The sequence below is a fragment of the Pseudoalteromonas neustonica genome, from assembly GCF_001653135.1.
GTDB lineage: Bacteria > Pseudomonadota > Gammaproteobacteria > Enterobacterales > Alteromonadaceae > Pseudoalteromonas > Pseudoalteromonas neustonica.
This window is the reverse complement of record NZ_BDDS01000004.1, coordinates 184,462-206,999: the sequence shown is the minus strand read 5'-3', so window position 1 is coordinate 206,999 and position 22,538 is coordinate 184,462. Positions and strand designations below refer to the sequence as shown.

The window sequence follows — 22,538 nt, the reverse complement described above, 5'->3', positions numbered from 1 at the left end:
TTTGTTTAAAAAGTATAAGTTGCTTTAACGTAGTAAAAACCACCATTAATACCAAATGGCGATGTTTCGTAGTACTTACCACCCCAGTTATTGTTAGGAGCGGCAGTAAAATCCAGCTCTTCAGCATCTTGATCTAATAAGTTTTGTGCACCGACTGACAAACTAATTGAATCATTTACAAAGTAGGTTACTTCGGCGTCAAGTGTTACAGCAGCATCCGCTGTTTTTGCCGTTGCATCGTAATCAACATGAACACCTTGGTATTCACCAAAGTAATTTAGGCGGGTAAACGCTGAGAAACTTTCCCACTGTTGTGCCCAGCTTAGCGTTGCACGATGATTTGGCAAGTCGTTTTCTAGTCGGCTTACTTTAAATGCGCCTGTAATATCACTAGAGCGTGTTACTTCCGTCTCATTCCAGTTGTAGGCTAAGCTAAAGGTTGAACTACCATTAAGTAAATCTGCAGAGTAGTTTGCTACTAAATCAATACCTTGTGTTGTAGTGTCAAAGTCATTAGTGAAGAAGCTTACTTGGGCAAGGCTTTGCACATTAGGAACACCTGCTGCATCTAATACATCTTTATCTGCTTGACTAAGTTCTATTTTTTCAGACTGGCTAATACGATCATCCACTTTGATGTTGTAATAATCTACTGTGAAGAACAAATCACCCATAGTGTAAACAGCACCAAATGTATAACTATTTGACTCTTCTGGTTGTAACTCGGTTCCGCCTTTAAGTATTGCAATAGGGTTTGTTGGTGGTAATAAAGCTGAATCAACCAATACGCCGCTGCTTAAATTTGTTTGTACATTACTGACATTTGCTTGGCCAACAGTCGGAGCGCGAAAACCTGAGCTAATTGACCCTCGTATATTAAGGTCTTCAGTTACGTGGTATTGAGCAGTTAGCTTATAGTTAGTTGTTGAGCCAAAAGAGTCATAATCTTCATAACGAAGTGCTAAGCCCATTAAAAAATCTTCAGTAAAGGGGGCTTCTAAGTCAACATAAGCGGCGTAGTTACGACGAGTGTATTCGCCAGCATCCGAAGGTTTAAAGCCCGGAAAGCCGTTTGAGCCAATACCAAAGCCTTGATCAGTATAAGGGCCTGCTGTAAATGATGCTACATCGCCAGAGGTAACAGTAAAGGTTTCCTCATGCCACTCTAAACCGCCAGCTACATTCAGGTCATACGCTAAACCAAAATCAAAACCTTTAGAAAGGTCAAAGTTAAAGTTTTTCTCAAGTTGCGTGTATTTACCCGGGCTAAAATCTCTTGGGCTATCTAAGCCTAAGGATGCGTTTAATGTATCGTAAATGAAGTAGCGAGATTCATTAAAGCCAACGGTACCACTTAAGTCATAAAATGCACCTTCAAGATAACCACCGGTAAATTCGCCTTTAGTACCGATAGTTAACGATGTATCAGTAATGTTACCGCCAAAGTTAGGCGTAAACCCACCAGGAATAGTTTCATTAAATGCAAAACAGTTTGCTGCAGTAAGAGAGTCGATTGCTGCTTGATCGGGTGCACCATTTGCTTGAAGTTCAACAAGTGGACAGGCTAACTGTTGATCATAACCATCAAGTGAGCCAACTAAAACCGTTGGCGTTGCAGCATCCCACGCTTTTTGGCCTTCAGGATTATCATCGCCAGGGCGGCGCATATTAGTACCATTGACATCGCGAATAGTACCGCCATAAACGCCAGGTCGGGTAGTAGGGTTACGATAATAAAAGCCACCTCGAACATCACGTTCTGAGTAGTTACCAAACATATAGAATTCAGAGTCATTTGTAAGCTCTAAGCCTACATTACCAAATATTGAAATATCATCGTTAACTTCAGGAGCTCCCCAAACTTGAGTTAAAGGCGCAATACCTTGAACCCCAGCGGCGGCAAGTGCTGCAGCGTCTGGACGCTGCACTGAGCGGCTAGTCGCATCCGATGTTTTATATTGAAAGCTTAAGTTTGCAAAACCGTTATCAGTAAATGGTAAGCCAATGTTACCAGAGACTTGTGTTGTATCGCCGTCACCTTCGTAATACTGGCCTTTGCGAACTTCTAGGCTACCACCTTCAGAGGCGTCTTTGAGTACAAAGTTCATTACACCTGCAATCGCGTCAGAGCCATATTGAGCCGCAGCACCGTCACGCAGTACTTCAACTTGTTTTAGTGCAATGCTAGGGATAACTGAAATATCAGCACCTTGTGCGCCATCATTAATACCGCCGCCTAAAAAAGCAATAACCGATGCACGGTGACGACGTTTGCCGTTAAGTAAAATTAATGTGCTATCAGAAGGCAGGCCACGTAAATTAGCAGGACGAACAAGTGATGCAGCATCACTGATAGGCATTGAATGAACGTTTAAAGAAGGGATGGCACCTTTTAGCAGCTCGAGCATATCGGTATTACCTGATTTGCCAAGTTCTTCGCCACCGATAATATCGATAGGTACTGGTGAATCACCAATTGAGCGCGGTGCAGAACGAGTTCCTACCACGGCGATTTTTTCTACATTTTTGTTAACTTTGGTTTTCTCACTCTGATCAGCTTCGGCAGCCATCACAGAACCAGACATAAATAAGCCTGCTGTTGTTGTCGCTAGTGCGAACTTTACTGCGTGCTGCAGCGCATTACTTTTAAATTTCATTCTGACTTTCCCCGGTTAGAATTAGATTGTTTAGTTATATTTATTTCGCAAAAATCCATAATGATGAAATTTCGACGCTAATAAGTTATACATACGGTTAATGAATTTTGCAAATCGTTAATATAATGTAATTTTTTTTGGTTTCGTATAGAGGAAAATTGAAAGTAAACTTACCTAACTGAAAATAAATGCTTTTTTTTGAAAAGGAAAGATGAAGTGGTTGAAAATTAAGCTGCTTATGAGGTCAAATGTTAAAAAATAAATTGTATATGTTGTTTATATGACATCATATTGAATTGATTTAGTAGGAGATTTTAGTCTTGCTAGCTAAAATCCTGTTGCCACTGTTTTAATTTATCTCTGTATTCATCCCATACACATGGACAGCAACTCCCCCCACCACAACATTCATCAGGTGCTGGCTTTTGTGGCTTTGGTTGTTCAATTTGTGGCTTGGGCGCTGCTTTATTTTGTTGCATTATATTCACTAGTTGATATTGGAGATTTAAAAAGAAACTATTATAGCGTATGAGCCCATTTTTAATAGCAAACACTTCTTTTTTCAAATATATATGCGACTTATTAAATTGTGCTTTGTTAAGTGCTTAGGCTATGTGAGAATAGAGTTTATGCGAATATATAAAGTTATTCACCGAGCTCCTGTGCGGGTGGCAAAAATTAGTAAAAAGCGCCAACAGTTGCGTTTTAGGCGCGCTATGGTGGCTTTAAAACTTGCTTTGGCACAAGAGAAGCAAGAAACTAAAGAGATGCTTACAATTTACCGGCGTTACACCCAAGGAGATGTAAGTAAAGAGGATTTACAAAAAGCAAATGCACAATTTGTTGATATTCTTAAAGGGTTAGGGCTTGGTGTGTTTGCTGTTTTACCCTTTGCGCCTATTACTATTCCTTTGGTTGTTAAATTAGGACAATGGGTGGGTGTTGATGTTTTACCGAGTTCTTTTAATATTAATAAACCGATTAAAGAGATAGATAAACAGATTGCCTTAGAAGATGCTGAGGCTAAAAAGCATGAGACAAATGTAAAAAAATAATGCCAGCGAGTTAAATGGATAGTTATCAAGCTATACCTTTTAGGATTAGATATTGGTATGCTTGTTCATTATATTATTTTAAATGAGTCATTTAATGAGCGCATTAATTCGTCATAGTTCCTCTGGTATACCCTTATCTTTCATTGTTAAAAATGGCTTAGCTGAATGGCAAGAACAACAGCCGATTTTTTTACAAAATTGGTTAAACAGTTGTGATTTTGAGAAACAAGGCCTCGCTTTAGTTGTTAATCCACAAAGTGGCGCATTAAGCCATGTTTATTGTTTAGTACATAGTATTGATGATTTCTGGTTAGCTGGAGATCTTGCAAATAAGCTACCTGCTGGCACTTACCAAATACAAGAATGTGAGCAACAACTAGAACAGATTGCACTTGGTTTTATGTTAGGCGGCTATGAGTTTAGCGAATATAAAGAAAAAAGCGCAGTAAAAGCACAATTAGCAATTGCAGATGAAGTGCTATTTGAACGCTTAAAGCAACAAGCTAATGCTATTTATTTGGTTCGTGATTTAGTGAATACACCCGCCGCTGACATGATGCCGCAGCATTTATCGCAAGTAATGGCGGATTTGGCACAAACCTACGAAGGTGAGTTTAGCGAGTGGGTTGGCGATGAGTTACTAGAGCAAAACTACCCAACAATTCATATGGTTGGACGTGCAAGCGAGAATAAGCCACGATTACTTGACCTACACTGGGGTAAAAAAGATGCTCCTTTGATCACGTTAGTAGGTAAAGGTGTATGTTTTGACTCGGGTGGGCTTGATTTAAAACCAAGCTCAGGTATGCGCAACATGAAAAAAGACATGGGCGGCGCAGCGCATGTTATAGGATTAGCTCAGCTTATTATGGCTGCCAATTTACCGGTGCGATTACGTGTGTTAGTGCCCGCTGTTGAAAACGCAGTGTCACGTAATGCATTTCGCCCAGGGGATGTGATTAAAACGCGTAAAGGAATAATGGTCGAAATTGATAATACAGATGCCGAAGGGCGCTTAGTATTATGTGATGCACTTACTGAAGCCCAAAATGATGATCCAGAGTTGATTGTTGATTTTGCTACGCTAACGGGTGCTTGCCGTGTTGCTTTAGGGACCGAGTTACCGGGTTTTTTCTCAACTGAGCGTGATGTTGCTAACGGTATAATTGATGCAGGTATGCATGTGAGTGATCCTGTATGGCAATTACCCTTATTTGAGCAGTATAAAAGTTTGTTAAAAAGTGACGTAGCTGATATGGCTAACTGTGCCAGTGTTCCATTTGGTGGTGCAATAACCGCAGCTTTATATTTAAAAGAATTTGTAGAGCCGAAAACGCCATGGGTACATTTTGATGTTATGGCGTGGAATATTCGCTCATTACCGGGGCGCCCAGTTGGCGGTGAAGCTTTAGGTATTCGTGCGGTATTTAACTACTTACAAAACCGTTTTAAGTAATTAAAGTAATTAATGAGCTTTACGATGGTGCTTAGGCATTTATCGTAAAGCTCATTAATGCTATTTAGGTAACTATTTAGCGATACTTTTTATCGCTACTTTTTATTGATATAGTTACCGACAGCGTGGTTATTTACGATCGGTACCTTCGCATGCTGCTACAGCGGGTGCAATTAGCTCTAACCCTGTTTTATCACATGGCGGTAATACGGCATCACTGATGGCAATCGGTTCTACACGCTTACCCCATTTAATATAACTTGCAGCCCACGTTAAACCTGCTCCAAATGCAGCAGACATTATATTGGCATGTGGTTTTATTAAACCTTGCTCTACAGCTTCACATAATGCGATTGCAATGGTTGCCGCTGATGTATTACCGTATTCACCAATGTTTACCATTACTTTTTCGTCAGCAACTTTTAAGCGCTGTTGAATAGCCTGAATAATACGTAAATTAGCCTGATGCGGAACAAGTACATCAATTTCATCAAGGCTTAAATCTGCTTGTGTTAACACATCATCGCACGCTTCGCTCATCCCTTTAACTGCACGTTTGAAAATCTCACGGCCTTCAAAGAGTAAGTCTGACGGGCCAATAGGCTGGTATTTATTTAAGTCGCTGCCACAGTTTCTAATGTGTAAAATATCACGATCTTCACTATCACAACCCGCTTTAGTAGCAAGTAGTCCAGCGGGTGACTCTGCAGCCTCAAGAACAACCGCTCCTGCGCCGTCACCAAATAATACTGCACTGTCACGACGTTCCCAGTTTATATACCAAGTCATCCGCTCAGCGGCAATAACCACTGCTTTTTTAATCATGCCTGCTTGTATTTGTGCTGTTGCTGCTTGTAGTGCATATAAAAAACCTGAGCATGCAGCATTTGTATCCATAGCTGCTGCACCTACGGCACCAATATTTTTTTGCACAAGCGATGCCGTATTAGCCACCATTGTAGAGGGGGTGCAGGTTGCGAGTATGACTAGGTCAATATCTTTAGCATCAACGCCAGCACAGGCAAGCGCATGTTTAGCTGCAACTGTTGCCAGTTCAGCAGTAGTAACATGGCTTACTCTGCGGGCTTTTATCCCAGTGCGCGAGGTGATCCATTCATCATTAGTATCAACAATTTGGCTAATATCATCATTAGTGATACGAGCCGGTGGAATGCATTTACCCCAACCAGTTATATGTGCGTAAGTCATTATGTGTTCTCTTTAAATGGTCAGAAATCTTTCATCTATGGTGTGTTTTATACCAAAAACCCAGCTACAAGACTAGGTCATAGGTCTGTTACATCGTAAATAATGGTAATTACACGTTAATTACGGTAATGGTAGTTGAAAAAAGAGGCAAACATGAAACAAAAACTATTAACTACACTCGCAACTTTGAGCTTAACGCTACTTTCACCGCAAAGTATTGCAACAGATACCACCGTTATATATGCGGGTTCCGTGTTATTAGGGGCGAAGCAAACACTTGAAAAACAGCGCACCATAATAATTAAAGACAACATTATCACAGACATTGTTAAAGGCTTTCCAAGTGTTGTCGAACTTAAATTACCTGATGCGCATGTTTTTGATTTAAAAAATCAGTTTGTGCTGCCAGGGCTTATTGATATGCATGTTCATGTAACTTTTGAGCGTGATGCGACAGTTAACCCGCATCAATGGCTAACTGAATATGAAGCTGATAACGCGCTGCGTTCGATAAAATATTTAAAACGCAGTTTAGATGCTGGGTTTACATCGGTACGTGATTTAGGGGGGAATTATAAAGTTATTTTTCCGCTTAAGCGCGCAGTAGAACGAGGTGATATTACAGGGCCACGAATTTTTGCTGCGGGAAATGCAATAACAGCAACCGGCGGACATGGCGACTTACATGGTTACCGTAAAGAAGTAAGTGATGTAATGACGAGCAGTTTAGGCGTGTGCAATGGTGCCGATGATTGCCGCCGAGCTGTACGAAATGTCATAAAAAATGGCGCTGACGTGATCAAAATCACAGCAACAGGTGGTGTGTTGAGTAATACTGCCGCGGGTGTTAATCAACAATTAAGTGATGATGAACTGGCTGCAATAGTCGATACTGCACACCATTTAGGGCGCAAGGTCACAGCTCATGCCCATGGAACGCAAGGTATTAATGCGGCGCTAAAAGCAGGTGTTGATTCAATTGAGCATGGCTCTTATTTAACAAAAGAGAGCATGGAACTATTTAATAAAACCAACGCGTATTTAGTGCCAACATTATTAGCTGGTGCAACGGTGAGTAAAGAGGTGCTTAGTAATCCAAACATGCCAACAGCCATTGCTGACAAAGTACGCGAGGTCGCCCCTAAAATGGAAGCCTCATTTAAGCTGGCACTTAAAAACAAGGTTAACATTGCATTTGGAACTGATTCAGGCGTTTCTCGTCATGGGCTTAATGCGGATGAGTTTGTGCTGTTAGTTAAATATGGAATGAGTGAAAAACAGGCTATTATGTCAGCAACGGTTGATGCAGCAAAGTTACTTGGCCAACAAGACAGGCTAGGGCAGTTGAGTGTTGGTAAACAAGCAGATATCATCAGCGTAAATGGCTCACCTCTTGATGACATAACGACATTAAAAAATGTGCAGTTTGTGATGAAAGCAGGCAACGTATATAAAAACCAATTGTAAGGTACATCATGGGCAGCAAAATAAAGGCATCATTGTTTAATCATTTAATTGATGCAGAACGACAATTACTTGATCCAGAAGTCCGCCAATCAGAGCAAGCTTTGGACGCGTTATTAGACGATGATTTTATCGAAATTGCTGCCAATGGGACTGTTTTTAATAAGTACCAAGTGTTAACACGATTGCCGACAGAGGTTGTTCCGCAATTTTATAATCAACACTTTAAAGGGCGTATGCTTAGTGATGAAATCGTACAGCTAAGCTATCAAGCTGCTTATCGGCGCTCAGCGCGAGCTGAATTTAATTACTCATTACGTATGTCGTTGTGGCGCTTAACCGATGGACATTGGAAAATGGTTTTTCATCAAGGCACTCCTTGTGCTGTTTTTAGTATTTCGATGGATGACGATTAAATACCACTACTCTTTTATTTGCTCAAAAACTCCTTAGGCAAAAAATATGGCATTTTTAATGCGCACAGATCCTGCTATTAGTCGTTTGCTGATGTTACGCAGTGGCGCAATTGTAATTCAGCTCATCGCGGTTATTGCCGTATACTTTTTATTAGGTCATCAAATAGCATTACTGCCTTTGCTGGTGGTTATTTCGCTAGAAGCCGTATTTCAAATTTTAAGTGTTATTGCTTATCGTAATGTTGGTAAAGCTAAAGAGCTTGGGATGTTGATGCAGCTTACGGCTGATGTACTTTTTTTAGCTGTCTTACTCTCCTTTAGTGGCGGGGCAACAAATGCGTTTGTGTCGTTATTATTATTACCTATTATGATTGCAGCAGTGAGCGTAAGCGCTAAAGGACTTGCATATATAGCCATGCTAGCAATTGCCGCATACAGTATTTTATTATTTAAAATGCCACAACACACTATGCATCATATGGATATGACCAGTCACTTTATCGGGATGTGGGTTAACTTTGTCATAAGCGCCAGTGTTATAGCACTGGTAGTCGGGGCAATGAACCGTGCACTACATTCAAGAGAACGCATTATTGCCAGCACCCGCGAAAAACAATTAAGAGCAGAGCAGCTTGTAACTCTCGATGGCGCAGCTGCGCAAATAACTCATCAATTAGCAAGTCCAATAACAAACTTACAATTACTGTTTGAAGAATTAATTGATGAGCAACCCGATAACCCAATTGTTGCCGATATGCAGCAACCCTTACAGCAATGCACTAATCAGTTGAGCAATTTTAGACGGCTATCAGAGCAGCTAAGATCTCAAGGCAAAACAGTTTCAATGCCCTTATCTAGCTTAGCTGAGCAAATACAAGATACGATGTTGTTACAATACCCTAGTCAACAACTAATATGGGAAAATGAAACACCACAATACACGGTTATCAGCGATGCAATGTTGTTACCTGCCATTTTAAATCTGCTTCAAAATGCGGTAACAGCAAATCAGCAAACAGCAAAACAAACAATCACATTAAGTTGGCAGCTATTTCCGCAAAAACAACCTGTTGCGATTAATTTATCAATTCGAGATTTTGGTAAGGGCTTCACAGCAGATCAATTAAGCGAGCTAGGAGGCCAACTTATGCCCAGCGAAACAGGTATGGGAATGGCAGTGCTACTGTCAAATGTGACGCTTGAACGCCTGCAAGGATCATTAACGTTATTTAACCACCCTCAAGGCGGCGGTGTAGCGAAAGTTCAATTAGCAATAACGGCAAAACAAGAGGCCGTTTTATGAAGTTACTTATCATAGAAGATGATATTAATTTAGCAAATACGCTCGCGCGCGGCCTCACCAAGCAAGGATTTAATTGCGAAAAAGCGCACGATAGTCACAATGCGTTACTCGTTGCAAAAACGTTTTTACCCACTCATATATTATTAGATATGAAATTAGCAGACGACAATGGTTTAACGTTGATTTCACCGTTGCGTAATATATTACCGAATTCTCACTTGGTGTTACTGACAGGGTTTGCAAGTATAGCAACCGCCGTTGAAGCAATGCGTTTAGGGGCTAACGACTACCTAACTAAGCCGGTCGATATGCTGACTTTAGTTAAAGCGCTAAAAGGTGTAAGCGAGGCTATTTCTGACCTACCAGTGGATCCTGCAACGACGGTTATGTCTACAGAACGCTTACAATGGGAGCATATTCAGCAAGTTTTACACAGTAATCAAGGGAATGTATCAGCCACTGCGCGCCAACTTAATATGCATAGGCGTACACTACAACGTAAGTTACAAAAAAAGCCCGTTCAAAAATAAAAGTGCTGTCAAATGAGAAAACCCTGAATATTTCTTCTTTATAAGCGCCGCTACTGGTTGCTGCTTCGACTATTATTAACTACAGTGAAATAATAATCACTTTTTGTGCAGTTAACATGAGTTGTATTTATGGATTTTTCTCAATTAAATATTTTAGCAATCCTACTAGCGGCATTATCAGCCTTTATGCTTGGTGGCATTTGGTATTCACCTTTACTCTTTCAACGAACTTGGATGGAAGGTTGCGGGTTAACAGAGTTAGATTTGAAAGACTCTGATCCAAAATGGATTTTTGGCGGCAGTTTTGTTTTATCTTTAATTATGGCGTTCAGTTTATCGTTATTTATTGGACCGCACCCCACACTTGGAGTGGCCGTTGGCGCTGGTTTTGCAATAGGCATTTGTTGGGTGAGTAGTTCGTTCGGGATGAGCTATATTTTCGAACAGCGACCACTTAAGTTATTTTTAGTAAACAGCGGCTATCATGTTTTGCAATTTACTTTAATGGGCTTAGTGTTGGGGATGTGGCCTTAAACTGTTAAAGTACACGCACTATTTTATGTAAAGTAATTCCTAAATGGCTAAACCGAATAAAAAAGGCCCAACAAAAACGGTCGATATTTATTGTGCTAATTGCAAAACACCCCTCTTTAAATATCGCAAAGGAGGGAAGGGAGCATTAATTAAATGCTTTATTGAACGTATAACCCAAGATCACACCACCAAACCCTGTGTGTGCCCCCGGTGTGACAAATCCTTCGCAAGAGAAACCATGGTCCGCGGCGCGCCCGCGTATAAAATGATTGGTGGCAAAGTCACATTTAAATAACAGTAAGTACTTGCTTGTCTGTTTCAGTTAATGGGAGAGTACTAATTGATTTTCATAGTGAACTCTAGCCATTATTCACTAAGCTTTCCGCATTCAATAGCCGTTAATAAGCACCTAACTCCAACAGATATTCAGTGCCAATAATCACATTTAGCCAAATAAGTGATTACACATTAATTTGGGCAAATAAACACGGTGACTTGGGTTGATGCTGCGTATCACGAAGCACACTCACAAGTGTTGGCTCAATGGTGCCCTCCCTAAAAATATTTATTCCCAGCTGATTTCATGCGATACATTTGTTGTTTTGCTGCCAATAAATAATTTGGATGGGTGTCATCTTAGTTCCTTACTAGGTGTTAAAACTGATTGGGGAATGACAAGTTCAAGTCGGCCTGATGCTACTTACGGCCCTATAGATGAGCCATACCTTGCATTTGAATTAAAAACTGGCTTACCAATTATTTATCCGTATCAACAAACTAAGTATAATATAAATTTACCTACAAGCACTGAATTAGTCTTGATTGTGCCTTTAACTGGAAATTAGTATGAATAGCAAAATTATTAGGGAAATTTATAAAAGTAATAAAAATTTTTCACATTATATAAAAAATGGAGGGGAGCATATATTTGTTTTTAATAAATCAAGTGGAGAGTTGAAGTTAGGAATCACAATAAATGTTTTTAGATGCAAGGTTTCTACATCTTACTGGGCATCTCCAATGATTAGTTTTCCCTTTATTGATCCGATTGTTTTTAAATTTAGAGACGAAAATGAGGATTCTCATATTAACAAAAAATTACAGGGGGCAACAGATAGTTATGTTCAAGAGGTTTTAGAGAACAGGATTAATTCACTTACAAAAGCTGTTAACGAATTAGTTGAAATTGGCAATTTTTACCATTTTCTAAAGAGTAGACTCAATGAGTTAGGCTCATTTCAAAAAGCGAACTTTTACCTGCTGTGTTATTTTGTTAATAAAGATTTCAATATATATGATGAAGCAAAAGAAATTTTGCCGAAGCTTAATAAGCACAATCCAATAACTATTAGCTTTATTGATTTTTTATCTATATTAAAAAACAGTGAAGATGAAAGAATGGATGTTTTTATTAAGAAAATTGAAATTGGAAATAAAAAAAAGTGGGAAGATTTATTAACATATTGATATTAAAAAAATAAAAACCAAAGGGATCAAATCTTGACTTCGTACATCAAGAGCTAGGTAAAGAGTGAGAGGAAGAAAATAGGGTCACCCATTAGAAAGTTCCGGTCAAGCAGGCAGCTGTGTTTTCTTGATCTTTTTATTCAAAAAACCAAGTGTTGTTACTTTTTAAACTCACTTTAAATATGACTATGCATCCAGTAATGACGTCGATTGGTGTGAATATGCACCAGTCACCCATATGAATTTAGGCTATTCAATTAAGCATCGTTGATGGTTAATTAAGGCCCTTGGCTTTCGCCTCAGTCATCGTTTAGTGCCAATGTCTGTCCAGTTTTTGGCAGTGCTTATGCCCTGCGCTATAACAAATCTGTGGTTTATGTTTTTTACATAACCAACCCTGTGTGGCTCAGACAGTGGGCATACCCAACATTTAAATATGAGCGGTTAACGTGCAGGCTCAATCAGATCTGATGGTTTTACCAACCCCACTATTAACTCAACACGTTAACCTAATTCATTTCATAGTCGCTAATAAAAAGCCTTGTGTTCATCAAATGGGACATTGTTTTTCAGCACGTGGTAACACGCTCTTGCCAGTTTATGCGCAACTGTTTTAATCGCGATAACTTGGTTTGTTTTAGCTAACTTGCGTTGATAATACTTTTTAATTGTTGGGTTATACCGAATAGCAAAGTTAGCGGCCTCAGTAAACGCCCACGCTAAGTAACGATTACCATTCTTTTGATTTGTAGCGCCTTTCTTCTTTCCATTGCTGAAAATGAAAAAATGGGGTCAAATCTTGACTTTAGACACCAAGAAATAAAGTCAATGGGAGCAGCTCTTTCTTTTTGCCTTTTTATCATGATAGTTATTTTTAATAAGGATATTGAATAAAATGTTATTAAGAGTGTTTACATTTATTAGTGTTTTATTTTCTATAAATGCAATCGCTGCTGTTGGCAAAGGTCATGTTAGTGGAAAAATCACGAATATTACCAGTATTAGCTCAGGGTTACTTGTGCGTATTAATGCTAACGAAGTGCCTGAACATTGCACTAGCGGCCGAGTATGGATGGCCTGATGCACATCAATACCTTCCCTGAAAACTGGTTAAAACTCACCACACTTTACCGCGTATTTCATGGCGCAGTAGGTAGAGTGTCATCACACACACGTTACTGCGAAAATTTAAACAGGAAACGGCGAGCGAACATCAGCAACTGCGAAAAGTTACTCATAGGTTGGATCTTAAGAAACTTGAAGTTGAACTCTGTTAATGATCAAACATACCTTAGTTCTTAATATTGAATAAACTAGACAGCCACTTTAATTGAGCAAATAAAACTGCGCTACTAAGTTTACTCTTTTGGGCTAAAAACTTATCTCTTCTTGAATTCAAGTATCAAACTTTAGGATGGGTGTCATCTTAAGATATTTTTTTACCTTTACTAGAAAGAGTAAATATCTCCCCAGAAAACTGGTTAAAACTGACCACGCAATTTTCGCGCGTATGTCATGGCGCAGTAGGTAGAGTGTCATCGCACACACGTTATTGCAAAAATTTAAACAGAAAACGGCGAACGAACATCAGCAACTGCGAAAAGTTACTAGCGTAGTGTTCACACACTTTTAAATCTTAAAATTGCTCTTCAAGAGAAAAGCGTATGTGCCTGTAATGTAGGAGCCTAAATTTTTGAATTTAGCCAAATTCAGAACTTAAGTTTTGGAACTGTGTTTAAATCGTGATTATGTCGAAAATGTTTACTTACTAATGATGTCAAGCGGTGTGTTTGTTGTTTTTTTTCAATAAATAATTAAGATGGGTGTCAACTTAAGTTTTAAGTTAATAGTGAAGGAAGAACATTATGGAAAATGAATGGGGAAGCATTTAACAGCCCAGAAAAACATAATCAAAGTACTTTATGCATCAACATAACAATAATTGAAGGAGGTGGTTCATGCAATTGGTAACGAATAAACTAAATTTGACGATCTTTATAGGGTTACTCCTTTTCTCCAAACCAGGAGAAACTAACAGTTTGGTCAATGAATCGGAAATACAAGAGGATGTACCGCATGTGCCTTTTATGAAATTAGTTGTTTTCCCTGAAATGTATGACAAAAAAAAAATAAAAATAACGGGTTTACTTTTACGTAGTCATAGAGAAAATCCAGTTTTTTTAAAGTATGGTGAAGATGCAGCTCGCTCAGGCCGAGCAGAAGAAACTATTCTTCTCTTCAATTTACCCAAAGAAATAACACTCAATGATATAGATGGAGTATATTATACAGTTAAAGGCATCTTTGATAGTGGTTGCATAAAAGATAAACCACCAAACACTCGTTGGAGGATTGAATACTTAGGTTGTATTCATAAGGTGGACCAGTTAAAGGCCTCAACTAATGGAGATTATAAATACCAGCGTGAGCTGCCTTTATTTCCAATTCCACCACCTAAGAAATAACAGGGGTCACCCATTATAAATTCCCGGTTAAGCAGATAGCTGTTTTTTCTTGATCTTTTTATTAAAAAACAAAGTGTTGTTATTTTTAAACTCACTTTAAATATGACTTCGCATCTAGTTATGACGTCGATTGGTGTGAATATACTCCATGGCTTTAATAAAAAAATAATATTAATTTGGGCGGTTTAATTAAGTATTATTGATGCTTAATACTTTGCTTTATGAAAATAGTTTTTAATCGAAATCCTTTATATAATAAATATTTGCAATTGAGAATATAAAACCATCCACTTTATAAAAACCAGTTTTTAAAGGTCTCAAAGACGCTTTTATCTGGCGTCTCTAGGTTTTTAAAAAGTGCCTGTACGGCATTATTACGGACTTTACAGATTCCTGAACGCGTGCACGTTTGTGTGGCAACAGGCCAATTTTTAATGCAAATAGCTTGATAAAAATCAGGGTAAGCGTGTTTTATTGATTGTTCGGTTAAATCGTACGCCACATCGAGCACTGCCAATTGCACTTTTGCAGGCAGTTGTGCAAAATTTAATTCAGCATGTTGTTCTTTAAATTCAATGGTAAGTTGCTTGATTTTATTTTTTAACAAGATGATTGATTCATTATGGGATAAGTAACATTCGCCGAAGGGCTCGTAAAAATTCACGGCATAGCCCTTTGGTAAACGAATTATACGTGCAAACTCGGTGGCCTTATCGATATTGCTTACTGCTTTTTTAGTGCGTTTATCTTTAAGGGGAAGCCTAATATAGTCAGATTTTGAGCTGATATGAAAACCCATACCTATATAAGCTCGGCCATTTTTATCGAGATATAAGTATGAGATGTCTGGTAGATAACGGATAAAATGTTGCTCAACACGTTCCATTTCTAAGGTTTGTTGCTTTTTCATGGATGCTCACATAAACCATAAAGTAAGTGTAATTATAGGAAAGTTAAAAAATAATTGTTAATAGATGAATTAGAATTGTGACTTCATACGTTATATTTCTTAGGTAGCGTGTATTTTAGGGTAAGGCATCAATAATCCTAATTGTGTACGGCCTTATGATTTTCATAACTTTTTCGGCGAAATAATGTGATAACAGGTGACCACCAAGGTCGCAATTTCTTATTTACTTTTTAATTATTGCTTTAGGCATATGTTGTGATTTGTCTTTGTATCTATGCATGGGCTAAAGCAGGACATTTATCCTGTGCCAATATTTTAACCCTGCTAGACTTACTCGGTTTGCTGTTTCAATGATTGAAAACAACCCTCCCCATGGATTGGGCCAGTAGTGTGGGTAATTTGAATGGATAAGGGAACACGCACGTGATTGCACTTTTATTTGATATTGTAGGTATGACTGGGACTTTTTTAGTAGTTGGTGCATTTTTTATGTTGCAACTAGGTAAAGCGGTGCCAACAGGCTTGTTGTACAATATGATGAATTTAACGGGGGCTATATTATTATTGATAAGTCTTTGTTATAACTTTAATTTAGCAAGTTTTGTGATAGAAATATTTTGGATTGCAGCATCATTAATCGGTTTATATAAATATTTAAAAGCGAAACGTAATACTGCAACAGCTTAAATCTACGAAAATTTATAGAAATAATTATCGCGCCGTCGCGCATTTGTATTAATATTGTAAATACTACATTTTTACAGTGTAGTTAATTTATTATGAAATATAGGTGTAAAGCGGCGTAATGACTTTAAAGCAATCAGCATGTATTTTTTTGTGTATTTACACAATTCCATTATCAGCAACTGAGTCAGACGATTTATTTGCACTTAGCTTTGAAGATCTACTTGAAGTTCAAGTCGATATTGCCTCAAAAACTTCCGAAACACTTACCTCAGCCCCATCAACTATTACCGTTTTTAATCGTCAAAAAATCGCTTTATTAGGCATACATAATGCTTTTGAGCTGATGAATTTTGTACCGGGTATGCAATCGACTCGTGGAGATTGGGTTGGAGCTGTGCCTAAAGATCATGCCCGTGGTGTATATTTAGATAGTGGTAATATATTGGTAATGATCAATGGCGAGCGCTTGAATGAGTCCTCGTTTGGTAAAGCTTCAGTTTATATGCCCTATATTCCTGTTGAAATCATTGATAAAGTTGAATTTATCCGAGGACCTGGATCTGCATTATATGGCAGTAATGCATTTTTGGGTGTGATGAATATTGTTACTAAAACGCATCACAATGAAATGTCTATCGCTATAGGTAATGCGGGGCAAGTAGGTGCTACTTCGTCGCTTAATCATCAATTTAATGCCAATACTCATGTTTATGCAAATATGGCTTACTACCATAAAGAAGGCGAGCGTTATGAGCAAGGTGTTAAAGACCCTCTTGAGTCTGCCTATCTTGAGGTAGGTATAAACATCGATAAATTGTCACTAAGTGGGCGTTATAATTTTACTGAATTAAATAAGTTTCTTAATTTAGGTGGCTATTCTAACGATAATCAACACCGTAGCGAAAATCACTTTCTATCTTTAGGGTATGACTGGCTAGATTCTGATTCGAGCTCTGTATCTTCAAAGGTGTCGTATACTCATCACGAAATTCAAAGTGCAGGGTTAATAGCATCAGCCAACGCGTTACTTAATGCTAATCATGATTTTTTTATTGGCCCTGATTGGCACACAACTGATTTGAAAATAAATATAGACGCAAGCCATACATTTTATAACGGCTGGTCATTGAATTCAGGTGTTGAATATAGCCATGCAGAGCAGCTTAAAGCTGATGTGCGTACAAATTATTTTGATTCAAGCCGTGGTGAAATTATTGTCGAAGATCCGTTCTATCAAGGTGGAATAATAACAGTCAATGACTTTGCTCCTTTTACTGATCTCAAATCCAGCTTTGAGACAAAAAGCGTTTATGGGCAGCTTAAAATTCCTTATTCAGAACAACTAACCTTGTTTGTAGGTACTAGGTATGATGATGTTAAAGATTTAGACAGTAAATTATCACCGCGTATATCAGTTATTTATCAACCGGCATTAGCGCATACTTTAAAGTTGCAATACGGCGAGTCATTTCGTACTCCTGTGACTAATGAGTTATATTCGAATGATGACGTTACTATGGGTAATCCAAACTTACAGTCTGAGTATGTTAAAACGACAGAGTTAGTATGGCGTTATAAACATCGGGATTGGCATTTAAACTCAGTACTGTTTTATAACCAGTTACATGATTTTATTAATATAGTGCCGCATACAATTCACGACAACATGTTTACTTTTGAAAACCAATTAGATGACATTAACCGAGGCATAGAACTTGATAGCCGTGTGCAGATAAACAGTGATTTTTCTGTTGAAGCTACTTATACCCATTATTTTGATGTACCAATGAGACCAACATTTAAACGCTTTGCAAGTGTGATTGCGAATTACCAATATGATCAATGGATGTTAAGTTTAAATAGTGTTTGGCGTGACCAAGTTCAGGCACACACTACAGATCATATCTTTGATCAATCAGCGTATTTTCTCATTGGTGGGGCTGTAAGTTGGCAGCTTAGTGCAAAAACTCAAATCAGCTTAAAAGTGCATAATCTCTTAGATAAACACTACTATGTATATGATCCGCGAGTGAGTAATGGTGCAGTTGCTGGTGTCGGCAGTGAATACTCGTTACACTATCAAGTCAAATTTTAAGTTTTTGAGGCGCTAAGCTGCGCATTATGGTTGCTCATGTTGTACTTTTCCAGAAAGATTACGCTTGCTATTGTTGTGCTCATTATAGTGTTATTACTAAGTTTTTTATTTGGGCGTCAATATGATTTAGGCAATGCAAAGCGCCAAGCCGAAGTGCAAGTTGGGCAACTCAGTCACTACCTTGATACTGAGCTGTCTCGGTTTGCAACAATTCCTTATCTAGCCACAGACAATCAATTATTAACCACGTTTATTAGTAATGAAAATCAATCCGCACAACAGGTTAATAACTATTTAGCAGATATACAACAAGCCAGTGGCGCATCTGATGTGTATGTACTCAATCGTGAAGGAGATGTGATCGCATCAAGTAATTGGCAACTTGATTACACGTATATAGGTAATAATTTTGCGTTCAGGCCTTACTTTTATCGAGCGTTAGCGGGTGATAAAATTGCCTATTTTGCTTTGGGCTTACGTTCAAATGAGCGGGGTATATATTTTTCAGAGCCTATTTACCTTAATCAGCAAGTTATTGGTGTTGTAACACTTAAGGTAAACGTCTCTAAATTTGAGACTGATCGTCAATTACTCAATACATCGCATGCGAGTCATTTTTATTTAACACTGGATGATAAAATTATCGCTATGTCGGATAAACAATCATGGCGACTTAATACCTTTGATTCTTTATCTAATATACAGCTGCAACAGTTACAGACAAGTAGACGTTATTTGGCTCACACTCCCACAGCCATTGATTTAGCGCAAACCACAAGCCAAGGCATCACATTATTGTCTATTGGGCAGCGCCAAACACGTCGTCAGTTTGTACCAGCAAGTGCCTCAATCGATCGGATCAAAGCAGATATGACGGTGTTAGTGGATGTTTCATCGGTCAATCTTGATCAACTCCCGCGGTTATTTTGGCTGGCGGTTATTTACATCAGTACCTTGCTTATTTTTTATAGTCTAATGGCGAGGTTTGCCGGTTATAAAAAGTTACTTTATTCGCGGCACAGTCTTGAGCAAGAAGTGATAGAGCGTACACATGCTTTAGAAAATGCTCAAACAGCGTTACTGCAAGCGGCTAAGCTTGCCACTATTGGCCAGCTTAGCGCGGGTATTAACCATGAAATTAATCAACCATTGAGTGCTATGAGCACATACCTTGTTAGTGCTAAACGTTTAATTACCAAGGGGGATATAGAGCAAGCGGCAAAGAATATTGTCATCGTACAATCTTTGATAGATCGCGTGCATAAAATAGTAGGCCAATTAAAGCATTTTAGTAAGCCAGCCCAAACCCAGTTACGAGCACAAAGCTTAAATCAATTACTCCGAAATGCGATGGTTATTGCTTCCGCACAGTTAAAACACGATGATGTAACGGTTCAAGAAATCGTTATAACTGATGACATTAAAGTATGGGTTGATGAAATTAAATTTGAGCAAGTATTAGTTAATGTTATCACTAATGCAAGCCAAGCAATGCTACAAAGTCTAAAGCGTGAGTTAAGCTTTGAGGTTGAACAATTTGACGATCGCGTTAAGTTATCAATTTTAGATACGGGTCCGGGCATAGAGTTACATGCGTTAGGCACTATTTTTGAACCGTTTTATAGCACTAAATCGACAAACGGCTTGGGTTTAGGTTTATCTATTTCTAAGCAGATCATTAATTCATTTAATGGCTGTTTAAGTGCGCACAATCGTCCTACCGGCGGTGCCCAATTTATAATTACATTAACAAGTACCCAAGGAGAGCAATGAATACTTTAGCTATTGACTGCAAGCAAATCATTGTAATAGATGATGAAGCGATGATCCGTGACTCATTAAATCAACTGCTAACACTCGAAGGGTATCAGGTACAATGTTTTAGTGAACCTGTGAGTGCATTATCAAAATTAAGCCGTCGTTTTAATGGCATTGTGCTCAGTGATATTAATATGCCAAAAATGGATGGCTTGGCTTTTTTAGAGCAAGTTAAGGCATTCGATAGCGAACTGCCCGTTATATTCCTAACAGGATTTGCTGATGTGTCTGTAGCTGTTAAAGCAATGCAGTTGGGGGCTTACGATTTATTTGAAAAACCACTGACAGAGCAATTGTTAGACTGTATCGCAAGAGCAAGTGATAAACGTGCGCTGGTAATGGAAAACCGTGCATTAAAATTAGCAGTAGAAAAAACATCTGCTCCGGGTGTACGTATTTTGGGTGAAACCGTGCAGATGCAGCAAATGATGCATTTACTCAATACCGTTATTGATACGCCAGCGGATGTGATGATTGAAGGCGAAACGGGTACGGGGAAAGAGTTAGTAGCGCGATATTTACACGATCAAAGCAACCGTTCTCGCTGTAATTTTGTTGCTATAAATTGCGGTGCAGTACCAGAGCAACTTATTGAAAGCGAATTATTTGGCGCGGCCAGTGGTGCTTACACTGGCGCAACGCAAAGCCGCCAAGGAAAATTCGAGTTTGCACAAGGTGGTACTGTTTTTTTAGATGAAATTGAAAGTACGCCAACGTCACTGCAAATAAAATTACTACGCGTGCTCGAAGAGCGAAAAGTAACACCTGTTGGCAGTAATAGCGCTATTGATTTAGATGTACGTATTGTGGCAGCGACGAAGGTTGATTTATTGTCACTGGTAGATAAAGGGGAGTTTCGCGCTGATTTATACTACCGCCTTAATTTAGTTAAAGTGAGCATCCCAGCACTGCGTGATAGAAAAGCCGATATTCCCTTGTTATTTAAACATTTTAGCTCTATTGCCGCTACGCGCTTTCATAAGCCACCTGCGCCGCTAAGTAGCGATATGCAGCAAAAGCTAATGAATTACCTATGGCCTGGAAATGTACGAGAGCTGAGAAACCAAGCTGAACGTGCTGTGCTACTTGGGGTAGAGCTTGCCTTTGCAAATACAAATAATAATAACCCAGAGCAATTATCTCAAGATTTGAGTTTAGCTGAGAAAGTGAGTTTTTATGAGCAATCATTAATAGAAGAAGCCCTTGAACGTCATCAAGGAAGCATAAAAGAGACCATGCAGACTTTGCAAATTGCGCGTAAAACCTTATACGATAAAATGAACAAATATGCACTTAATCGAGATATGTTTACTGATTAATGTGTGGAAACAGTGACAAATATGTTTTTGGAGTGTGCGGTTTTCCACACTAATAATTGATTTTAAAATTCGCTTTTTACTTTAAGTTTTTGATTATGTTTATTTATTTAAAATTTAGACTGATTGGCAGTAAACTTGCCTTTATTGTTAGGAACAACAAATGATCCTAACAATAAGGGCACATAATGATAATAATAGATAAAAAATCAATCCCTGTATTTGCAGCCACAGGGCTTGTTTTAGCTTGCTGTGGACAACCTGTAAATGCTGCGCAGTACTCTATTTATGGCAAAGCTGAAGTGCAAATTGCTAACACAGACAAAGGTACAATGCGTTATGCAAAGGAAGGGACACATATTGATGCCCCGTTTTCGCGTATTGGTGTCAAAGGTGAACATGGCTTAACAGATTCTCTTAAAGTTATATTTAAGTATGAAGTACAAGTTAAAGGTTTTGAGCATGACGATACAAGTGATCCATTTACAGCTCGTAATACTTACTTAGGCCTTGCAGGGGACTTTGGTGAGATAGTCATTGGACGTAATGACACTCGGTTTAAGTACTCTGAAGGTAAAGTTGATAACTTTAATGAAACACAAGCTGATATTGCACAGTTATTACCAGGCCAAGATCGATTAGGCGATACAATCACTTACAGCTCAAAATCATTTGCAGGTGCGCAATTATCACTGACTTATGCACCACAAGATGACAGTTCAAACAACGAAGCTGGCTTTGCAGCGACATTGATTTACGGTGATCGAGGTTTAAGAAATAAAAACTATTATGTAGCAATCAGTCATGTTGACTCATTAAATAACATAAATGCGAGCCGGCTAGTGGCTGCGTGGAAACAAAGCGATTTGCAACTTGGTGCTATTTATCAGCGAAGTGAATCTGTTGATGGTACTAAATCGGGCAATGGTTACGTTTTAAGTGCGAGTTATAAATTAGATAAATGGCAACCCAAAGTGCAATTTGCCAGTGATGACTCAACCATTCGTCATAGTACAAAGGGCACACAGTGGACCGCTGGGGTTGACTATTTATTTGATAAACAGACCACGGCTTATTTATTGTATACCGATCTGGATTTACAGCAGCAAACAGACAATAGCTTAGCCCTTGGCTTAAAGTATAAATTTTAAAGGGG

21 protein-coding genes and 2 pseudogenes are annotated in these 22,538 nt (G+C 38.7%); 18 read left to right on the top strand and 5 right to left on the bottom strand.

What is annotated here, in order from left to right:
• Positions 1-5: 5 nt before the first annotated feature.
• Positions 6-2,657 (bottom strand): TonB-dependent receptor plug domain-containing protein, encoded by a 2,652-nt coding sequence (locus tag A7967_RS08310; RefSeq protein ID WP_054204991.1) that lies wholly within the window; start codon positions 2,655-2,657, stop codon positions 6-8.
• A gap of 323 nt (positions 2,658-2,980) precedes the next feature.
• Positions 2,981-3,136, bottom strand: a complete 156-nt coding sequence (locus A7967_RS22310) for an oxidoreductase-like domain-containing protein (protein WP_082379030.1) — start codon at positions 3,134-3,136, stop codon at positions 2,981-2,983.
• Positions 3,137-3,286: 150 nt separating this feature from the next.
• Here A7967_RS22310 and A7967_RS08300 point away from each other — a divergent pair, with 150 nt between their 5' ends.
• Together A7967_RS08300 and A7967_RS08295 are read left to right on the top strand one after the other, a co-directional pair.
• A complete protein-coding gene (locus A7967_RS08300; RefSeq protein ID WP_054204989.1) occupies positions 3,287-3,712 on the top strand; it encodes a hypothetical protein in 426 nt (141 codons plus the stop codon).
• Between the two features lie 94 nt (positions 3,713-3,806).
• Positions 3,807-5,168: a leucyl aminopeptidase family protein gene (locus tag A7967_RS08295; protein ID WP_054204988.1), complete on the top strand. Its 1,362-nt coding sequence runs from the start codon at positions 3,807-3,809 to the stop codon at positions 5,166-5,168.
• Positions 5,169-5,297: 129 nt separating this feature from the next.
• Here A7967_RS08295 and A7967_RS08290 read toward each other — a convergent pair whose 3' ends face one another.
• Positions 5,298-6,377 carry a ketoacyl-ACP synthase III gene (locus A7967_RS08290; protein ID WP_054204987.1) on the bottom strand — a complete coding sequence of 360 codons (1,080 nt, stop codon included), beginning with the start codon at positions 6,375-6,377 and terminating at the stop codon, positions 5,298-5,300.
• Between the two features lie 153 nt (positions 6,378-6,530).
• On the opposite strand from A7967_RS08290, the gene A7967_RS08285 reads away from it, so the two are divergent.
• The 8 genes from A7967_RS08285 to A7967_RS08255 all read left to right on the top strand — a co-directional run bounded on the left by A7967_RS08285 (position 6,531) and on the right by A7967_RS08255 (position 12,091).
• Entirely contained in the window at positions 6,531-7,844 is a 1,314-nt protein-coding gene (locus A7967_RS08285; RefSeq protein WP_054454029.1) for a metal-dependent hydrolase family protein, read from the top strand.
• Positions 7,845-7,852: 8 nt separating this feature from the next.
• Positions 7,853-8,257, top strand: coding sequence for a nuclear transport factor 2 family protein (locus A7967_RS08280; RefSeq protein WP_054204986.1), 405 nt, complete (start codon positions 7,853-7,855; stop codon positions 8,255-8,257).
• A gap of 58 nt (positions 8,258-8,315) precedes the next feature.
• Positions 8,316-9,560, top strand: coding sequence for a sensor histidine kinase (locus A7967_RS08275; RefSeq protein ID WP_054205067.1), 1,245 nt, complete (start codon positions 8,316-8,318; stop codon positions 9,558-9,560).
• Positions 9,557-10,090 (top strand): response regulator transcription factor, encoded by a 534-nt coding sequence (locus A7967_RS08270; RefSeq protein WP_054204985.1) that lies wholly within the window; start codon positions 9,557-9,559, stop codon positions 10,088-10,090. The genes A7967_RS08275 and A7967_RS08270 overlap by 4 nt, the downstream gene beginning before the upstream one ends.
• Positions 10,091-10,219: 129 nt before the next feature.
• Entirely contained in the window at positions 10,220-10,624 is a 405-nt protein-coding gene (locus A7967_RS08265) for a DUF1761 domain-containing protein (protein ID WP_064435627.1), read from the top strand.
• Positions 10,625-10,667: 43 nt separating this feature from the next.
• Positions 10,668-10,919 carry a hypothetical protein gene (locus A7967_RS23310; protein WP_064435626.1) on the top strand — a complete coding sequence of 84 codons (252 nt, stop codon included), beginning with the start codon at positions 10,668-10,670 and terminating at the stop codon, positions 10,917-10,919.
• A 376-nt stretch (positions 10,920-11,295) separates the two neighbouring features.
• Positions 11,296-11,469, top strand: coding sequence for a hypothetical protein (locus A7967_RS22985; RefSeq protein ID WP_157601487.1), 174 nt, complete (start codon positions 11,296-11,298; stop codon positions 11,467-11,469).
• 1 nt (position 11,470) lies between these two features.
• On the top strand, positions 11,471-12,091 hold the full coding sequence (locus A7967_RS08255) for a hypothetical protein (RefSeq protein WP_054204982.1): 621 nt from the start codon (positions 11,471-11,473) through the stop codon (positions 12,089-12,091).
• A gap of 528 nt (positions 12,092-12,619) precedes the next feature.
• On the opposite strand, the pseudogene A7967_RS22305 reads toward A7967_RS08255, so the two are convergent.
• A pseudogene (locus tag A7967_RS22305) lies at positions 12,620-12,868 on the bottom strand (transposase); the annotation flags it as partial.
• A gap of 118 nt (positions 12,869-12,986) precedes the next feature.
• Here A7967_RS22305 and A7967_RS08250 point away from each other — a divergent pair.
• The 3 genes and pseudogenes from A7967_RS08250 to A7967_RS08245 all read left to right on the top strand — a co-directional run bounded on the left by A7967_RS08250 (position 12,987) and on the right by A7967_RS08245 (position 14,556).
• A complete protein-coding gene (locus tag A7967_RS08250; RefSeq protein WP_054204980.1) occupies positions 12,987-13,172 on the top strand; it encodes a hypothetical protein in 186 nt (61 codons plus the stop codon).
• A 358-nt stretch (positions 13,173-13,530) separates the two neighbouring features.
• Positions 13,531-13,707: pseudogene (locus A7967_RS23305) on the top strand (transposase); the annotation flags it as partial.
• 342 nt (positions 13,708-14,049) lie between these two features.
• Positions 14,050-14,556, top strand: coding sequence for a hypothetical protein (locus tag A7967_RS08245; RefSeq protein ID WP_054454042.1), 507 nt, complete (start codon positions 14,050-14,052; stop codon positions 14,554-14,556).
• A gap of 292 nt (positions 14,557-14,848) precedes the next feature.
• Here A7967_RS08245 and A7967_RS08240 read toward each other — a convergent pair whose 3' ends face one another.
• Complete coding sequence (locus A7967_RS08240; RefSeq protein ID WP_064435625.1) at positions 14,849-15,466, bottom strand: lysozyme family protein; 618 nt, start codon at positions 15,464-15,466, stop codon at positions 14,849-14,851.
• Between the two features lie 423 nt (positions 15,467-15,889).
• On the opposite strand from A7967_RS08240, the gene A7967_RS08235 reads away from it, so the two are divergent.
• The 5 genes from A7967_RS08235 to A7967_RS08215 all read left to right on the top strand — a co-directional run bounded on the left by A7967_RS08235 (position 15,890) and on the right by A7967_RS08215 (position 22,533).
• Positions 15,890-16,153 (top strand): CBU_0592 family membrane protein, encoded by a 264-nt coding sequence (locus A7967_RS08235; RefSeq protein ID WP_054204975.1) that lies wholly within the window; start codon positions 15,890-15,892, stop codon positions 16,151-16,153.
• Positions 16,154-16,271: 118 nt separating this feature from the next.
• Complete coding sequence (locus A7967_RS08230) at positions 16,272-18,248, top strand: TonB-dependent receptor (protein WP_054454045.1); 1,977 nt, start codon at positions 16,272-16,274, stop codon at positions 18,246-18,248.
• A 36-nt stretch (positions 18,249-18,284) separates the two neighbouring features.
• Complete coding sequence (locus A7967_RS08225) at positions 18,285-20,021, top strand: sensor histidine kinase (protein WP_064435624.1); 1,737 nt, start codon at positions 18,285-18,287, stop codon at positions 20,019-20,021.
• Positions 20,018-21,385, top strand: a complete 1,368-nt coding sequence (locus A7967_RS08220) for a sigma-54-dependent transcriptional regulator (protein ID WP_064435623.1) — start codon at positions 20,018-20,020, stop codon at positions 21,383-21,385. Before A7967_RS08225 ends, A7967_RS08220 begins: the two co-directional genes overlap by 4 nt.
• Positions 21,386-21,570: 185 nt before the next feature.
• The gene (locus A7967_RS08215) at positions 21,571-22,533 is read left to right on the top strand and encodes a porin (RefSeq protein ID WP_082916326.1); all 963 of its coding nucleotides are present in this window, start codon (positions 21,571-21,573) and stop codon (positions 22,531-22,533) included.
• Positions 22,534-22,538 lie beyond the last annotated feature (5 nt).

Excerpts from the sequence above, each read along its gene's own strand:
- A7967_RS08255 (WP_054204982.1), top strand. The coding sequence starts at position 11,471 with ATGAATAGCAAAATTATTAGGGAAATTTATAAAAGTAATAAAAATTTT.
- A7967_RS08230 (WP_054454045.1), top strand. The coding sequence starts at position 16,272 with ATGACTTTAAAGCAATCAGCATGTATTTTTTTGTGTATTTACACAATT.
- A7967_RS08310 (WP_054204991.1), bottom strand. The coding sequence starts at position 2,657 with ATGAAATTTAAAAGTAATGCGCTGCAGCACGCAGTAAAGTTCGCACTA.
- A7967_RS08220 (WP_064435623.1), top strand. The coding sequence starts at position 20,018 with ATGAATACTTTAGCTATTGACTGCAAGCAAATCATTGTAATAGATGAT.
- A7967_RS08275 (WP_054205067.1), top strand. The coding sequence starts at position 8,316 with ATGCGCACAGATCCTGCTATTAGTCGTTTGCTGATGTTACGCAGTGGC.
- A7967_RS08300 (WP_054204989.1), top strand. The coding sequence starts at position 3,287 with ATGCGAATATATAAAGTTATTCACCGAGCTCCTGTGCGGGTGGCAAAA.
- A7967_RS08265 (WP_064435627.1), top strand. The coding sequence starts at position 10,220 with ATGGATTTTTCTCAATTAAATATTTTAGCAATCCTACTAGCGGCATTA.
- A7967_RS22310 (WP_082379030.1), bottom strand. The coding sequence starts at position 3,136 with ATGCAACAAAATAAAGCAGCGCCCAAGCCACAAATTGAACAACCAAAG.
- A7967_RS08280 (WP_054204986.1), top strand. The coding sequence starts at position 7,853 with ATGGGCAGCAAAATAAAGGCATCATTGTTTAATCATTTAATTGATGCA.
- A7967_RS08240 (WP_064435625.1), bottom strand. The coding sequence starts at position 15,466 with ATGAAAAAGCAACAAACCTTAGAAATGGAACGTGTTGAGCAACATTTT.
- A7967_RS08290 (WP_054204987.1), bottom strand. The coding sequence starts at position 6,377 with ATGACTTACGCACATATAACTGGTTGGGGTAAATGCATTCCACCGGCT.
- A7967_RS08270 (WP_054204985.1), top strand. The coding sequence starts at position 9,557 with ATGAAGTTACTTATCATAGAAGATGATATTAATTTAGCAAATACGCTC.
- A7967_RS08215 (WP_082916326.1), top strand. The coding sequence starts at position 21,571 with ATGATAATAATAGATAAAAAATCAATCCCTGTATTTGCAGCCACAGGG.
- A7967_RS23310 (WP_064435626.1), top strand. The coding sequence starts at position 10,668 with ATGGCTAAACCGAATAAAAAAGGCCCAACAAAAACGGTCGATATTTAT.
- A7967_RS08245 (WP_054454042.1), top strand. The coding sequence starts at position 14,050 with ATGCAATTGGTAACGAATAAACTAAATTTGACGATCTTTATAGGGTTA.
- A7967_RS08225 (WP_064435624.1), top strand. The coding sequence starts at position 18,285 with ATGTTGTACTTTTCCAGAAAGATTACGCTTGCTATTGTTGTGCTCATT.
- A7967_RS22985 (WP_157601487.1), top strand. The coding sequence starts at position 11,296 with ATGACAAGTTCAAGTCGGCCTGATGCTACTTACGGCCCTATAGATGAG.
- A7967_RS08285 (WP_054454029.1), top strand. The coding sequence starts at position 6,531 with ATGAAACAAAAACTATTAACTACACTCGCAACTTTGAGCTTAACGCTA.
- A7967_RS08250 (WP_054204980.1), top strand. The coding sequence starts at position 12,987 with ATGTTATTAAGAGTGTTTACATTTATTAGTGTTTTATTTTCTATAAAT.
- A7967_RS08295 (WP_054204988.1), top strand. The coding sequence starts at position 3,807 with ATGAGCGCATTAATTCGTCATAGTTCCTCTGGTATACCCTTATCTTTC.